Genomic DNA, 14,212 nt, shown 5'->3' with positions numbered 1-14,212 from the left:
CCTGAAGAAGCGCCCAAGAACGCCTGAATCATTCTTCAGGTTCCGTGTGCGCACGCTGCGGCGCGGTAAAATGCCAGCATGGAAAACAAGGTGCGACGCGAAAGGCAGGCATGAGAATCCTCCTGGTGGAAGACGACCGCAAGGCGGCGCGCCTGCTGGCCCGCGGCTTGCAGGAAGAAGGTTTTGTCGTCGACATGGCGCACAGCGCGGAAGAGGGCGAGGATGAAAGCTACGCCGTCGACTACGATGCGATCGTGCTGGACTGGATGTTGCCGGGCAAGCAGGGCATCGATTTTTGCCGCGACTTGCGCGCGCGCGGCATCCAGACGCCCGTGCTGATGCTCACGGCGCGCGACGCCACGGCCGACCGCGTGGCGGGCCTGAACACGGGCGCCGACGATTACCTTACCAAGCCGTTCGAATTCGAGGAGCTGCTGGCGCGCATCCGGGCCTTGCTGCGCCGCTCCGACATCAGCCGCCCGCTGGTGCTGGCGCTGGCCGATCTGACGCTCGATCCCGTCAGCCACCAGGCCACGCGGGCCGGCATGCCGCTGGTGCTGACGCCGAAGGAATATGCGATTCTGTTGATCCTGCTGCGCCAGGCGGGCGAGGTGGTCAGCCGCGCGCGCCTGGCCGAGCAGATCTGGCAGGCGGACCTGATCGGCATCGATAACCTGATTGACGTCCACGTGCGCAACCTGCGCGGAAAAGTGGATGCGCCGGGCTTGCCGCCCTTGATCCACACGGTGCGCGGACGCGGTTTCCGCCTGGCGGAAAACAACGGTGGCTAGCTTTCGCAAGCGCTTGCTGCTGGTGCACCTGGCCGTCATCCTCGCCATCGTCGCCTGTACGGCGCTGGCCGGCTACTGGGGCTTGTCGCGCGCCGTGCACGGCCAGCTCGATGCGGCCCTGCTGGCGCTGGGCGAGACGGAAATGGCCATGCTGCCGGCCGCGCCGCGCCAGCCCGTGCAAGTGCACGAGGTGGCGCCGGGCGTGGCGCCGCCGTCCTTGACGCGACTCGATCGCCTCGTGCAGATCATCGATGGCGAAGGCCGCGTGCTGGCGCGCAGCCGCAACCTGGAAGCGGCGCAGCTGCCGGCGCCGTCCGCCCTGCTGGCGCGCCTGGCGGCCGGCGAGACCGTCTTCGAGACCCTGCCCAAGTTCGGCGAAGAGCCGCTGCGCATGGTGTCGATCCCCGTGCCTTCGTCCGGCGCGGGTCTTTCCGTGCAGGTGGCCGGTTCGCTCGACGACGCCGACCACGTGCTGGCCGCGGCCACCGTGCTGTTTGGCGCCATGGCGCTGGCCTTGCTGGCGGCCGTGGGACTGGCCGGCGAAATGCTCACGCGTCGCGTGCTGGGCGCCATCGACGACGTGGTGGACCAGGCCCATTCGATCGGCGAGGCCAGCCTGCACCAGCGCCTGCCCCATCCCGGCACGCAGGACGAGATCGGCCGCCTGGTCGATACCCTGAACGCCATGCTGGACCGGCTGGAACATGGCTACGATGCGCAGCGGCGCTTCACGGCAGACGCTTCGCACGAATTGCGCTCGCCCCTGTCGCGCCTGCGCACGGAAATCGAAATCACCCTGCGCCGCCCGCGCGAAGCGCCCGAATATGTCGACGCGCTGGCGTCGTGTCTCGATGAAGTGCAGCGCCTGACGACCCTGGTGGAAGAACTGTTGATGCTCACGCGCCTGGACGTGGGCCAGGAGCGCAATGCCGTGGAAACCATCGCCCTCAATCCCCTCGTGCAGGCGGCCGCGCAGCGCCTGGAAAAGGCGGCCGCGCAGCGCGGCATTCGCATCGTCTTCGATGCCAGCGTGGCCGTGCACGCGCGCGTGGCGGCCGGCCCCGTGGACCTGGTGCTGGCCAACCTGCTCGATAACGCCGTGAAGTTTTCGCCGCCAGACAGCGTCATCACCGTGCACGTGGCGCGCGAGGGCGGACATGCGCTCGTCGGCGTGGCTGACGCGGGCCCCGGCATCGGCGTGGAAGACTTGCCGCATCTGTTCGAGCGTTTTTACCGGGGCGCCAAGGCGCGCGCGGGCGAGGCGCCCGGTTTCGGCCTGGGCCTGGCCCTGTCGCAAGCCATCGTGCACGCGTATGGCGGCAGCATCGAGGCGCAAAACCGCCCGCAAGGCGGTGCGCTGTTTCTCATGCGCCTGCCCGTCTCAGATTGACGGCGCGACGCCTTCCCAGCGCACTTGCCGCACTTGCGGCCAGGCGCCCGCGCGGTTGACGAAGCGCACCAGCACGGCGCGCTGCACGGCCTGGCACAGCACCGTGGCGATCAGCTGCACCACTTGCCGGGCTTCGTCCCAGCTGCGCAGCATCTGCGACGGCGCCAGGCCCGCGCCTTTCAGTTCGGCCAGCAGCAGGCGCGCGACATGGTCCGCTTGCGCCGCAGGGCAGGTAACGGTCAGGCGGTAGGTGGCCACGACGGGAGCGCGCCGGGCAAACCAATGGAAGAATTTTTTCATCATCACACTCCTCGTTCTGCGACAAATTCCGCGTTGTTGACCAGCGCCCAGCGCACGGCCGAGACGCTGCCTTCCAGGCTCACCTGGCTGACGATCTGCTCCAGCAATCCCAGGCTGGACAAGGGCGTGAGCAGGTCGGCCCGCACTTCGATACGCCCCGCGTGCGCCGCATCCTCGCTGTGCAAGGATTGCAGCATCAGTGCCGGCATGCCGCTGATCAGGCGCAGCATCAGCTTGCGCACCTGGACTTCCTGCTCCGCCTCGCACACGGCCGTGACCCGGTAGATGCTTTCCGTCTCGATGCCCGCTTCGCTGCCGTGGGTGTTGATGCGCTGCGCCAGGTGGCGCAGCACGAGGTTGGCCACCAGCACGAAGCCCGTGCCGATGGCCGCTTCCAGCGCAAACCCCAGGCCGCACAGGATGCCGATGGCGGCCGAGCACCACAGGGTGGCGGCCGTGTTCAGGCCGCGCACCGTCATGCCTTCGCGCATGATGACGCCGGCGCCAAGGAATCCAATGCCCGACACGACCTGCGCGGCGATGCGCATGTGGCCCGAGGCATCGCCTTCGAGCACGGAAACCATGACGAACAGCGAGGCGCCGACGGACACCAGCGCATTCGTGCGCAGGCCCGCCATGCGCTGGCGCAGCTGGCGTTCGGCGCCGATCATGGCGCCCAGGGTCAATGCCGCGGCAACGCGCAGCGCAAAGTCAAATACCACCATCAGTTTCTCCCGGCTGGGGAGGAACAGGCGAGTGCAAAGGCGAAAATAATCCGCCCGGATTGGGGGCAGCAGACGACAACGGTGGAACGATGAGGAGGGAAGTGCGGCGAGAGAAGACTGCCGCTGTTGAAACCGCACCTTGCCGAGGGCAGGGCGGCGGAATGCGCGCGTCTTGCCTAAGGCCGATCGCCGATGGTCAATCGACTACTGTCACTGGAACAAGCACCCACGAGTCACTCCATACAATTGATAACGGGGACAGTCTAGCCAGCGTAGCCGCTTTGGTCAACTGAAGCTCTCTTCAGGAAGCCGCCGCGTCGTCCCCGCCAATGCGGGGACGGTGAAGGCGACCGGTGGATCAGTGGGCGTGTGCCTTGGCGTCGTCGGCATCCGCGTGGGCATGCTCGCCGCCGCCAAAGAAGCGCGCGGCGCGCTTGCCCAGGCTATCGAGGTACGTGTAGGCGACGGGCACCACCACCAGCGTCAAGAGGGTCGAGGTGATCACGCCGCCGATGACGGCGCGGCCCATCGGCGCCTGCGATTCGCCGCCGTCGCCCATGCCGATGGCCATCGGCAGCATGCCGAAGACCATCGCCAGGGTCGTCATCAGGATGGGGCGCAAGCGCACTTGCCCCGCTTCCATCAGCGCCTCGAACTGCCCCAGGCCTTCGCGCTGGCGCTGGTTGGTGAAGTCGACCAGCAAAATCGCATTCTTGGTGACGAGGCCCATGAGCATGATGAAGCCGATCACGGAGAAGATGTTCAGGGTGCTGCCCGTGATCAGGAGCGCGGCCAGCACGCCGATCAGGGAGAGCGGCAAGGACACCATGATGGCGATCGGCTGCAAAAAGCTGCCGAACTGCGAGGCCAGCACCAGGTAGATGAAGATCACGGCGATCCCCAGCGCCATCATGGCACCGCCCATGGTTTCGGCCATCTGCTGCGCATTGCCGGCCACGTCGAAGCGCACGCCCGGCGGCAGGTCGATGGACTTGATGGCCTTCTGCACGTCGGCGTCGACGTCGCCGGCGGGACGGCCCTGCACGCCCGCATAGATGGCGACCCTGCGCTGCAAGGCCTGGCGTTTCAGCACTTGCGGGCTCGATGAGGGCACGAAGTCGACCACCTGGCGCAGCGGAATCATGACGGGCTTGCCGTTGGCATCGAGTTTGCTCGAGGCCAGCGACAGGTCGGCCAGGTCGGCCACCTTTTGCCGGCCCGACTTGGGCAGCTGCACGTTGACGTCGTAGTTCTGCCCGTCGGATGCCAGCCAGTGGCTGACCGTGTCGCCCGCAACAAAAGGACGCAGGGCATTGCCGATCTGCTGCACCGACAATCCCAGGTCGCTGGCCAGTTCGTTATTGATCTTCACGGTGGTCGACGGATTGGCGCCTTCCTGGCTGTACTCCATGTCGGCCAGGCCCTTGATGTTGCGCATCTTGTCCATCAAGGTGTGCGCCACGGCATCGAGCTTGCCTTCGTCCGTGCCGAGGATGGCGATGAAGATGGGACGCTGGCCGACGGACAGGGTGATGCCGGCAATCGGCGCCAGGCGTTCGCGGATCAGCTTTTCCAGTTCCTGCTGCGAGCGGCGCTTGTGCGTCTTGATGTCGGTCAGTTTCAGGTTCACTTCGGCCGCGTTGCGGCCATCGGGCGTGCCGATATTGGCCACCAGGCTGTCGATCTCGGGGAATTCCTTCAGGGCCGTTTCGATCTGGCGCACTTTGCTATCCGTGTATTCGAGGCTGGAGCCGACGGGCGTCTTGAAGCGCAGGTTGACCCAGCCCTGGTCCGTCTCGGGGAACATCTCGCCGCCGATCATGGGCACGAGCATCAGGCTGCCCGCGAACAGGGCCACGGCCGTGGCCAGTGTCGTCTTGCGCCAGCGCAGCGCCACTTTCAGCACCTTGCCGTACCAGACGTGCAGGCGGTCGATGCCCGTCTCGATCCAGGCCATGAAACGGCCCAGCCACGGCGCGTACTTGAAGCGGTCCTTGACGGGGTCGCGCCAGACAGACGACAGCATGGGGTCGAGCGTGAAGCTGACGAACAGCGACACGAGCACGGCGACGGCCACGGTGATGCCGAACTGCAGGAAGAAGCGGCCGATGATGCCGTCCATGAAGGCGACGGGGACGAACACGGCGACGATGGCGAACGTGGTGGCCATCACGGCCAGGCCGATTTCATTGGTGCCGTCGTTGGCCGCCTTGTAGTGGTTCTTGCCCATGCCCAGGTGGCGCACGATGTTTTCGCGCACGACGATGGCGTCATCGATCAACAGGCCGATGCACAGGGACAGCGCCATCAGCGTCAGGAAGTTCAGGGTAAAACCAAACGCTTTCATGGCGATGAAGCTGGCCAGCACGGAAATCGGCAGGGTCAGGCCCGTGATGATGGTCGAGCGCCACGAATGCAGGAACAGGAAGACGATCACCATGGTCAGCACGGCGCCTTCGATGATGGTGCGCTTGACGTTATTGAGCTGGCTTTGCACGCGCTCCGATTCGTCATCCAGCACGCGCAGGGAAATATCTGGTGGCAAGGTTTTTTGCAGGTCCGCCGCCACCTTCAGGATGCCGGTGCCCACTTCCACCACGTTGGCGTCCTGCACCTTGGTGATTTCCATGGTCACGGCCTGCTTGCCGTTCATGCGCGAGATCGACAGTTCCTCCTGCTCGCCGTCGACGACGGTGGCCACCTGGTCCAGGTAGACGGGACCGACGGCGCGGCGCGCGACGATGATCTTGCCGAATTCGCGCGCATCCTTGATCTTGCCTTCCACGCGCACCAGTTGTTCGGCCGCGCCATGGCTGATGGAGCCGGCCGGCAGATTGGTATTCGTCGCCTGGATGGCGCGTATCACTTCATCGACGCCGATGCCCTGGGCATTGAGCTCGATCGGCTTCATGCTGATGAGGATCTGGCGCGCGCGCAAGCCGCGCAGCTTGACTTGCCCCACGCCGGCCACGCCCTGGAAGCGCTTGCTGATGATCTGCTCCGTCATGGTCGACAGCGAGCGCAGGTCGTGCCCGGTGGACGTGAGCACGATGGTGGCGATGGGGCGCTCGTTGTCGCCTTCGGCGCGCGCGATGAACGGGTCCTTCGCTTCCTTCGGAAAGCGCGGGCGCACGAGAGCCACCTTGTCGCGCAAGTCCTGCATGGCTTTGTCCATATTCGTCGACAGCTCGAATTCCAGGTAGACGCCGGCGCGTCCTTCCCACGAGTTGGCGCGGATGGTCTTGATGCCGCTGACGGTGTTGACGGCGTCCTCGATGGGGCGCGTAATGTCGTTTTCCACGGCTTCGGGCGAGGCGCCCGGGTAGTTCACTTCAATGGCGGCGAACGGGAACTGCACGCTGGGCATGCTCTCCACGCCCAGGCCCCGGTAGGAGAAGATGCCCAGCACCACCAGCGCCACCATGACCATGGTGGCGAAGACGGGGTTTTGAATACTGACTTTGGTCATCCACATGGCTCAGTCCTTCCGTGCCAGCACGGCAGCCGGCGCGGCCGGCGCGCCTGGCTGTGCGGCGAAGGTCACGCCGTGGCCGGGTTTCACGCCATCGAGCTTGGCGACGATGACTTTCGCGCCCGGCACCAGGCCCGATGTGACTTGCGCATAGCCTTCATCCTCGTTGCGCAAGCCCAGTGTGACGGGCTGGGCGACCACCTTGTTGTTGACCAGCGCATACACGACGGGGCCCTGCTTTTCATTGCGCACGGCCGTCAACGGCACCAGCGGCGCCACGGGCGAGCGCTCGGTGACGATGCTGCCCTTGGCGAACATGCCGCCGCGCAGCGCGCCATCGGCGTTGTCGACGGCGATGTAGACGAGCATGGCGCGCGAGCCGCTCTCGGTGGTGGGATTGATGCGCGTGACCTTGCCGGCGAAGTCGCGCGCGCCGAAGCCATCGACCTTGAAGTGCACATCCTGGCCCAGCTTGATGCGGGGGATGTCCGCGCTGGGCACGGGCGCTTCCAGGGTCAGCTGCGCCAGGTTGACGATGGTGTAGACGGGCATGTCGGGCGAGACTTTTTCGCCGGCCTGCAAATGGCGCTTGCTGACGATGCCAGCCATCGGGGCGCGGATTATCGTGTCGGCCAGCGCGATGCGGGCGATGTCGAGCATGGCGGCGGCGGACTTGACGTTGGCGCGCGCCAGGTCGACGGAGTTTTGCGTCGTGTCGTAGGCCGTTTGCGAAATGTATTTTTGCTTGAGCAGCGCCTGGCTGTTCGCCTCGTTCTTGCTCGCCATTGACAGGCGTGCCTGCGCTTCGTCGAGCATGGCTTGCTGCTGCGTCAGGCGGGCGCGCAGGTCGGCCGCTTCCAGGCGCACGAGGATTTGGCCATTGGTTACCTGCTGGCCTTCCTGCAAGGTCGTTGCCTCGATGACGCCGGAAACCTTGGCCTTGATGGTGGCCTGGGTCACGGGCGCCAGCGAACCGGAAAGGGGCAAGCTGATACTGAGGGCGCGCGCATCGATGGCGGCCACGTCGCCCTGCGCCAGTTCATGCACGGGCGTCTTTTCCTGCTCCTTCTTCTTGCTCGCCTGCTGCTCGGCCGCCTTGGCGGCTTGCTGCTTCGACTGCATCACCGTCCAGCCGCCGCCGGCCAGGCCCAGCACGACGAGGATCAGGACGGGCGTGCGCCAGCGCCGGCGGCGCGTGGCGGCAAGGGGAGAGGCGGGGGGCAGGGTCTCGTTTTTCATAGTTTTTTAGTCAGGAGCGGCGCAGGGCTTCGGCGCCAGGTCTCGGTGCGGCCGGCCTGCGGCAGGCCGGGGGAATTCGGGTAGCGCATCGCCGTGGCGGCCGCAGGCAGCACGCCTGCCGCTGCGGCCGTCCACGGCGATGCGCATGTTGCCACTTTAGGAAGATTCAAGTCCGGCCGCCATCGCCATGCGACAGATTGCACAAAATCGGGGCTGGAATGCAAAAAACGGCGACCGGAGACCAATGCCAGCATGCCCGCCGTGCGCGTCACGATGCTTGCGCATCCTCAAGAAGCCGATTCGCCGGCGCGCAAGAATGGTCAGGATGGTTGCGCCACCGGACAGGCCATACGCCCGCCGGTTGCCGCGCGGCCGCGCCACGAGGGGGCCTGATGTCTGATCGGATTGCCGGAGCCGCCCCGTCGCCGGGCCGTTTGCTGGCCGCGGCCGAACCGCAGGCGGGGGCGGCCGGCAAGGCGCTCGATTTGCTCTCCACCATCGTTGCCGCCGTCGAGCAGGCACCGGGCCTGGCCGTGCGCGGCATCGACCGCGACGGCATCGTGCGTTACTGGAGCTTTGGTGCGGCGCGCCTGTATGGCGTGGCCGCCGAGCTGGCGCTGGGCCAGCCGTGGGCCAGGGTGGCCGCCGCGCTGCCGGGCGCCGCCACCGCAGGCGAGGAAGTTGCCGGCGAACTGGCGGCCGTGTGGGAGAGCGGCAAGGCGCGCGGCACGCGTTTGTGGAAGCTGGGCGCTGACGGCGCCGCGCCGCGCTGCATCTGTTCCACCGCATTTCCTGTCATCCAGTCCGGGCGTGTGCGGCAAGTGGTCTGCATCGATGTCGACGTCACGGCCAGCAGCCAGGATGGAGCTGCGCAGGGCGCCTTGCTGCTGATGGGCGACAATTTCCGCCAGCTGTACGAGAAATCGGCCGACGCCATCCTGCTGCTGCGCGACGAGCATATCGCCGAGGCGAACCCGGCCGCCATTGCCCTGTTCCGATGCGAGGACCGGCAGCGGCTGCTGGGGCGCCGCCTCAGCGACTTTTCGCCCTTGCGCCAGCCCGATGGCGTATTGTCCTCGTTGCGCGGCACGCAGCTGGCGGCGCAGGCCCATGCCGACGGCAACTGCCGCTACGACTGGCGCTATCAGACGTGCACGGGCGAGCTGTTCTGGGGCGAAGTGCTGCTCACGTCCGTCACGCTCGACCACAGCTATCTGTTTTACGCCGTGATCCGCGATATTTCCTCGCGCAAACTGGCCGAACGGGCCCTGTATCTGTCGGCGCAGGTGGTCGAGCATGCGCGCGAAGCCATCGTCGTGCTGGACCCGCAGCAGGCAGTCGTCAGCATGAATCCCGCGTACAGCGAGATCAGCGGCTACAGCCTGGACGACATGCTGGGCAAGCCTTTTGTGTTGCACGGCGTGGAGCCGGACGCGCCCGCGTTTTTCGACCACGTGTGGGACGAGGTCGAGGCGAACGGCTATTGGCAAGGCGACATCCTGGGCCAGCGCAAGGCGGGCGGGCGGTATCCGGCCTGGCTGTCACTGACGGCCATCCGCGACTCGCAGGGGCAGTTGAGCAATTACCTGCTCATCCTCAGCGATATCAGCGAGCGCAAGAAAAACGAGGAACACACGCGCCACCTGGCCGAGCACGATTTCCTCACCGACCTGCCGAACCGCGTGCTGCTGCTGGACCGGCTGTCGCTGGCGCTGGCGGCCGCGCGGCGCAAGCTGAGCATGCTGGCCATTTTGTATCTCGATCTTGACCACTTCAAGCACATCAACGACAGCATGGGCCACCACGTGGGCGACTTGCTGCTCAAGGAAGTGGCGCGGCGCCTCGTGCGCTGCGTGCGCGGCGTCGATACGGTCAGCCGGCATGGCGGCGACGAGTTCGTCATCATCCTGGCCGAGGTGGGCGGCATCGACCAGGTGGCCCACGTGGCGGCCAGCCTGCTGCATGCCGTGACGCAGGTGTACCAGCTGGGCGAATACGAACTGCATGTGTCGACGTCGATCGGCGTGGCCATCTTTCCCAGCGATGGCGACGGCATCGATACCCTCGTGCACAACGCCGACATCGCCATGTACCACGCGAAGGAAAACGGGCGCAACAATTTCCAGTTTTTCAATGCCGAGATGAATGCGCAAATCGTCGAGCGGGCCAGCCTGGAGCAGGGCTTGCGCGAAGCCTTGGGCCGCGACGAATTCGTGCTTGAATTCCAGCCCGCGCTCGACGTTGCCAGCGGGCAAATCCTCGGCGCGGAAGCGCTGTTGCGCTGGCGCCACCCGCAGCTGGGCGAACTGCCGCCCGAGCGCTTCATCGCCGTGGCCGAGGAATGCGGCTTGATGGTGTCGATCGGTAACTGGGTGCTGCGCCACGCCTGCCTGCGCGCGCGCGCCTGGCACGATGCGGGCCATGCCTGGAGAGTGGGCGTGAATCTGTCGCCGGCGCAATGCCTGCACAATAATTTATTGCTCAGCGTGCAAGAGGCGCTGGACGTGTCGGGTTTGCCCGCCGCCAGCCTGGAACTGGAAGTGACGGAATCCTTGCTGATGAAAGGCGGCGCGCGCCTGGCCGGCGTGCTGGCGCAGCTGCGCGCGCTGGGCGCCAGGCTGGCCATCGACGACTTCGGCACCGGCTATTCGCGGCTGGCCAATCTGCGCCATTACCCGGTGGATAAACTCAAGATCGACCCCTCGTTCCTGCCCGCCGTGGCAGACGGCGCGGCCGGCGAGTCCGATACGGCGGTGGCCGCCACCATCATCGCCATGGCGCGCGAGCTGCAATTGACGGTGATCGCCGAAGGCGTGGAAACGGCGCAGCAACTGGCGTATCTGCGGGCACTGGGCTGCCAGCAATACCAGGGGCGCTTTGCCAGCGCGCAAGTCGAGGGCAGCGCGCTGGCGAGACTATTGAACTAATGAATGTTTCCCAGCAGCTTGATACGCGCCAGCACTTGGCCATGGTCGGATGCGTGAGGCAAGCCCAGCAGCAAATGATCGTTGAGATATGTCACTTCCTGCAGCATGCCGATGGCGCGCGGCGAGGCGGGATGAAAATGTTCGGAGACGAGAATGTGGTCGATCGTCATGTAGGCGCTGTCGTGGATATTCGTGTAGCCCACGTGGCGCAGGGCGTCCTGGCGCTGCTGGATGGCGTTGGCGTCGTACAGGCGCGCGCGCATCTCGGTACCCGGTTCGCACGGCGCGCCCGCGCCCATGACGATGGCCGTGGTGACGGCATTGGCGATGTCGTTGAAGTCGCCCAGCACGATGCGGGGCCGGCCGCTGTGGCCCAGTTCGCTTGCCAGCACGCGCAGGGCCACGGCTTCCGCGCCGCGCCGCTGCAGCGAACGCAGGTTGGCCAGCGCGTAGGCGGCCGCATCGTTGCCGTCGCCATGGCGGTAGTCGGGCCGGCGCGATTTCAAGTGCACGACGACCACGTCCGTGAGTTGGCCGCCAGGCAAGATGATTTGCACATGCAGGGGCGCGCGGGCGAAGCGGCAGGCCTTGTCCTCGGCGGAGACGCTCACGCCGGCCGGAAAATCCGCCCAGGCAACACCGGCGCCCACCAGCGGCAGGCGCGACACGAGCGCCACCGTGGGCAGCATGCGTCCGGCAATATCGATCGCATCGTAGCCGGCCAAGGCGGCTTCGCGGTAATGGCGCGTGCGCGACAGCACGTCGCGCAGGGCCGCTTGCGAGAAAATTTCCTGGAAGCCGATCACGTCGGCGTCGAGCAGGTCGATCTGCCGCGCCGTCCATTCCGCCTTGGCTTCGTATTGCGCCGGGCTCAACGGTTCCAGGTTGTCATACAATTTCGCCCCGGCGGGGGCCAGGTTGCAGACATTGAATGTGGCAAAGCGGATTTCTTCCTGCATAATTAGCACTCCTCACTGAACGATCAGCGTATCACGCATGGCTAAAAAAGAGCATATTTCCGAAACCCAGGCGACGCAGTTGCTGCGCAAGCATCAAGTTTCCTTTGAAGAACACCCGTATCCGTACGAAGAGCACGGCGGTACCAGCGTGTCGGCGCGCGAGCTGGGCGTGCCCGAGCACGACGTGATCAAGACCCTGGTGATGCAGGACGAGGCGGCCAAGCCGCTGATCGTGCTCATGCATGGCGATTGCAAGGTGTCGACCAAGAACCTGGCGCGCGGCATCGGCTGCAAGTCCGTCGAGCCGTGCAAGCCCGAGGTGGCGCAGCGCCATTCCGGCTACTTGATAGGCGGCACGTCGCCGTTCGGCACGAAGAAGGCCATGCCCGTGTACGTGGAGCAATCGATCCTGGTCTTGCCGCGCATCTATATCAATGGCGGGCGGCGCGGTTTTCTCGTCTCGCTGGCGCCGCAGGTGCTTGTTGATTTGCTGCAAGCCAAGCCGGTGCAGTGCGCCTTGCAGGATTAAGAAAACCAGTCCCCGCCCTGTCCTTGGATTGGGCGCTGGTGTATATTCTGCTGCGCCAGCCTCGATGCTGGTGTAATAAACACAATAAAGGGAAGAAATGAATCCAGTAATCACAACCGTGGCAATGACAGTGGCCGCTTACTTGCTCGGCTCGATATCGTTTGCCGTGGTGATGAGCAAGGTCTACGGCATTGCCGATCCGCGCACCTATGGCTCGAAAAATCCGGGCGCCACCAACGTGCTGCGCAGCGGCAACAAGGGCGCGGCCATCATGACCCTGCTGGGCGATGGCGCCAAGGGCTGGCTGGCCGTGTTCCTGGCCGACCACTTTGCCGGCGCGCTGGGCGTGGGCGATACGGCCGTGGCCCTGGTGGCCATCGCCGTCTTCCTCGGCCATCTGTGGCCCGTGTTCTTCCGCTTTGTCGGCGGCAAGGGCGTGGCCACGGCCCTTGGCGTGCTACTGGGCATCAATCCATGGCTGGGACTGGCGACCCTGGCTACCTGGCTGATCATTGCCTACGCGTTTCGCTATTCCTCGCTGGCAGCCCTGGTGGCGGCCCTGTTCGCGCCGTTTTACTATGGCTTGCTGTTCGGCGTCGATCCCATCTTGCTGGCCGTCATCGTCATGAGCGTGCTGCTCGCTTACCGCCACAGCCAGAATATCGCGAACTTGCTCTCTGGCAAGGAAAGCAAGATCGGCGGCAAGAAGGATGCGGCCAAGGCGCCCGTCAAGAAAAAGTAAGCGCTTGATTTCCCGCGCGCCGCACGCATATGCTGTGCTTGCGGCGCCGCGCGGTGCGGCCGCCACCGACTCGCGCAAAGGCTGCCCACCATGACTGTTTCAACCTCCTCCGCCACACCCACTCCCGTCCGTATCGATTTCGTTTCCGACGTTTCCTGCCCCTGGTGCGTGGTCGGCCTGAAATCGCTGGAGCAGGCGCTGGCCAAGCTGGACGGCACCGTCCAGGCCGACATCCACTTCCAGCCCTTCGAGCTGAACGCCAATATGCCGCCCGAAGGCGAGGATATCGGCGAACACATCGTCCGCAAATACGGTTCCACGCCCGAACAGATGGCGCAGTCGCGCGAAGCGATCCGCGCGCGCGGCGAGCAACTGGGCTTTACCTTCGCCATGGACAAGCGCGGCCGCATCTACAACACGTTTGACGCCCACCGTCTGCTGCACTGGGCCGCCCTGGAAGGGCGCCAGAAGGAACTCAAGATGGCGCTGTTCGACGCCTATTTCACGCAAGGCCAGGATCCGTCCTCGCATGAAGTGCTGCTGGCCGTGGCCGGCAAGGTGGGACTCGATACCGCCAAAGCGGCCGAAGTGCTGGCATCGAACGCCTATGCGGACGAGGTGCGCGCGCAGGAACAGTTCTACCAGCAGAACGGCATCAACTCGGTGCCCGCCATCATCATCAACGAGCGCCATTTGATTTCCGGCGGCCAGCCGCCCGAAGTGTTCGAGCAAGCCTTGCGCCAGATCATCGCCGGCGCCTGAACCAGGTACCAATGGCGCGCGCCATGGCAGACTTTTTGCGCTACACTCGGCGCAGAAGGAGGATAGCCAAATGCCAACAGCCCGCTGGAATGGCGCCGTCATCGCGCAAGCGACCGATGCGCAGGTGCAAGTCGTTGAAAACAATATATATTTTCCTTTATCAAAGGTGACGCAGGACTACCTGCGTCCCAGCAGCCACACGAGCGTCTGCCCGTGGAAGGGCACGGCCAGCTATTACGACCTCGTCGTCGACGGCCAGGTCAATGCCAACGCGGCCTGGTATTACCCCCAGCCCAAGGATGCCGCCAAGCAAATTGCCGGCCACGTCGCCTTCTGGCGCGGCGTCAGCGTCGAGCGCTGACCTGCCTCCCCCTAT

12 protein-coding genes are annotated in these 14,212 nt (G+C 65.4%); 7 read left to right on the top strand and 5 right to left on the bottom strand.

The window, feature by feature from the left end; genetic code table 11:
• Positions 1-110 precede the first annotated feature (110 nt).
• Both CLU90_RS14055 and CLU90_RS14050 read left to right on the top strand, forming a co-directional pair.
• Entirely contained in the window at positions 111-791 is a 681-nt protein-coding gene (locus CLU90_RS14055) for a response regulator transcription factor (protein ID WP_100428207.1), read from the top strand.
• Complete coding sequence (locus tag CLU90_RS14050) at positions 784-2,181, top strand: sensor histidine kinase (protein ID WP_100428206.1); 1,398 nt, start codon at positions 784-786, stop codon at positions 2,179-2,181. Before CLU90_RS14055 ends, CLU90_RS14050 begins: the two co-directional genes overlap by 8 nt.
• Here CLU90_RS14050 and CLU90_RS14045 read toward each other — a convergent pair.
• From CLU90_RS14045 to CLU90_RS14030, 4 genes are all read right to left on the bottom strand, one after another.
• A complete protein-coding gene (locus CLU90_RS14045) occupies positions 2,173-2,484 on the bottom strand; it encodes a hypothetical protein (RefSeq protein ID WP_157808823.1) in 312 nt (103 codons plus the stop codon). The two genes, CLU90_RS14050 and CLU90_RS14045, sit on opposite strands and share 9 nt — an antisense overlap.
• Positions 2,484-3,203, bottom strand: a complete 720-nt coding sequence (locus CLU90_RS14040) for an MgtC/SapB family protein (protein ID WP_198511323.1) — start codon at positions 3,201-3,203, stop codon at positions 2,484-2,486. Before CLU90_RS14040 ends, CLU90_RS14045 begins: the two co-directional genes overlap by 1 nt.
• A 361-nt stretch (positions 3,204-3,564) precedes the next feature.
• On the bottom strand, positions 3,565-6,681 hold the full coding sequence (locus CLU90_RS14035; protein WP_100428204.1) for an efflux RND transporter permease subunit: 3,117 nt from the start codon (positions 6,679-6,681) through the stop codon (positions 3,565-3,567).
• A gap of 3 nt (positions 6,682-6,684) precedes the next feature.
• The gene (locus CLU90_RS14030) at positions 6,685-7,917 is read right to left on the bottom strand and encodes an efflux RND transporter periplasmic adaptor subunit (RefSeq protein ID WP_100428203.1); all 1,233 of its coding nucleotides are present in this window, start codon (positions 7,915-7,917) and stop codon (positions 6,685-6,687) included.
• A 392-nt stretch (positions 7,918-8,309) separates the two neighbouring features.
• Here CLU90_RS14030 and CLU90_RS14025 point away from each other — a divergent pair, with 392 nt between their 5' ends.
• Positions 8,310-10,844, top strand: a complete 2,535-nt coding sequence (locus CLU90_RS14025; RefSeq protein WP_100428202.1) for a sensor domain-containing protein — start codon at positions 8,310-8,312, stop codon at positions 10,842-10,844.
• Here the strand turns inward: CLU90_RS14025 and CLU90_RS14020 are convergent.
• Positions 10,841-11,803 (bottom strand): endonuclease/exonuclease/phosphatase family protein, encoded by a 963-nt coding sequence (locus CLU90_RS14020; protein WP_100428201.1) that lies wholly within the window; start codon positions 11,801-11,803, stop codon positions 10,841-10,843. The genes CLU90_RS14025 and CLU90_RS14020 overlap by 4 nt on opposite strands.
• A 37-nt stretch (positions 11,804-11,840) precedes the next feature.
• On the opposite strand from CLU90_RS14020, the gene ybaK reads away from it, so the two are divergent.
• The 4 genes from ybaK (at position 11,841) to CLU90_RS14000 (ending at position 14,197) form a co-directional block, all read left to right on the top strand.
• Positions 11,841-12,332 (top strand): Cys-tRNA(Pro) deacylase, encoded by a 492-nt coding sequence (ybaK, locus tag CLU90_RS14015; protein ID WP_100428200.1) that lies wholly within the window; start codon positions 11,841-11,843, stop codon positions 12,330-12,332.
• Between the two features lie 97 nt (positions 12,333-12,429).
• Positions 12,430-13,074: a glycerol-3-phosphate 1-O-acyltransferase PlsY gene (gene plsY / locus CLU90_RS14010; RefSeq protein WP_232731198.1), complete on the top strand. Its 645-nt coding sequence runs from the start codon at positions 12,430-12,432 to the stop codon at positions 13,072-13,074.
• Between the two features lie 90 nt (positions 13,075-13,164).
• Complete coding sequence (locus tag CLU90_RS14005) at positions 13,165-13,836, top strand: DsbA family oxidoreductase (protein ID WP_100428199.1); 672 nt, start codon at positions 13,165-13,167, stop codon at positions 13,834-13,836.
• 70 nt (positions 13,837-13,906) lie between these two features.
• On the top strand, positions 13,907-14,197 hold the full coding sequence (locus tag CLU90_RS14000; RefSeq protein ID WP_092714102.1) for a DUF427 domain-containing protein: 291 nt from the start codon (positions 13,907-13,909) through the stop codon (positions 14,195-14,197).
• Positions 14,198-14,212 lie beyond the last annotated feature (15 nt).

The sequence above is a fragment of the Janthinobacterium sp. 67 genome, from assembly GCF_002797895.1.
Taxonomy (GTDB): Bacteria; Pseudomonadota; Gammaproteobacteria; order Burkholderiales; family Burkholderiaceae_D; genus Janthinobacterium.
Note: the sequence above shows the minus strand (reverse complement) of the source record. Positions and strands in the feature narration are given on the sequence as shown.

What these genes read in the sequence shown, in the direction of transcription:
- CLU90_RS14055 (WP_100428207.1), top strand. Translation starts at nt 111, where the DNA reads ATGAGAATCCTCCTGGTGGAAGACGACCGCAAGGCGGCGCGCCTGCTG.
- CLU90_RS14045 (WP_157808823.1), bottom strand. Translation starts at nt 2,484, where the DNA reads ATGATGAAAAAATTCTTCCATTGGTTTGCCCGGCGCGCTCCCGTCGTG.
- CLU90_RS14035 (WP_100428204.1), bottom strand. Translation starts at nt 6,681, where the DNA reads ATGTGGATGACCAAAGTCAGTATTCAAAACCCCGTCTTCGCCACCATG.
- CLU90_RS14030 (WP_100428203.1), bottom strand. Translation starts at nt 7,917, where the DNA reads ATGAAAAACGAGACCCTGCCCCCCGCCTCTCCCCTTGCCGCCACGCGC.
- CLU90_RS14025 (WP_100428202.1), top strand. Translation starts at nt 8,310, where the DNA reads ATGTCTGATCGGATTGCCGGAGCCGCCCCGTCGCCGGGCCGTTTGCTG.
- CLU90_RS14020 (WP_100428201.1), bottom strand. Translation starts at nt 11,803, where the DNA reads ATGCAGGAAGAAATCCGCTTTGCCACATTCAATGTCTGCAACCTGGCC.
- ybaK (WP_100428200.1), top strand. Translation starts at nt 11,841, where the DNA reads ATGGCTAAAAAAGAGCATATTTCCGAAACCCAGGCGACGCAGTTGCTG.
- plsY (WP_232731198.1), top strand. Translation starts at nt 12,430, where the DNA reads ATGAATCCAGTAATCACAACCGTGGCAATGACAGTGGCCGCTTACTTG.
- CLU90_RS14005 (WP_100428199.1), top strand. Translation starts at nt 13,165, where the DNA reads ATGACTGTTTCAACCTCCTCCGCCACACCCACTCCCGTCCGTATCGAT.
- CLU90_RS14000 (WP_092714102.1), top strand. Translation starts at nt 13,907, where the DNA reads ATGCCAACAGCCCGCTGGAATGGCGCCGTCATCGCGCAAGCGACCGAT.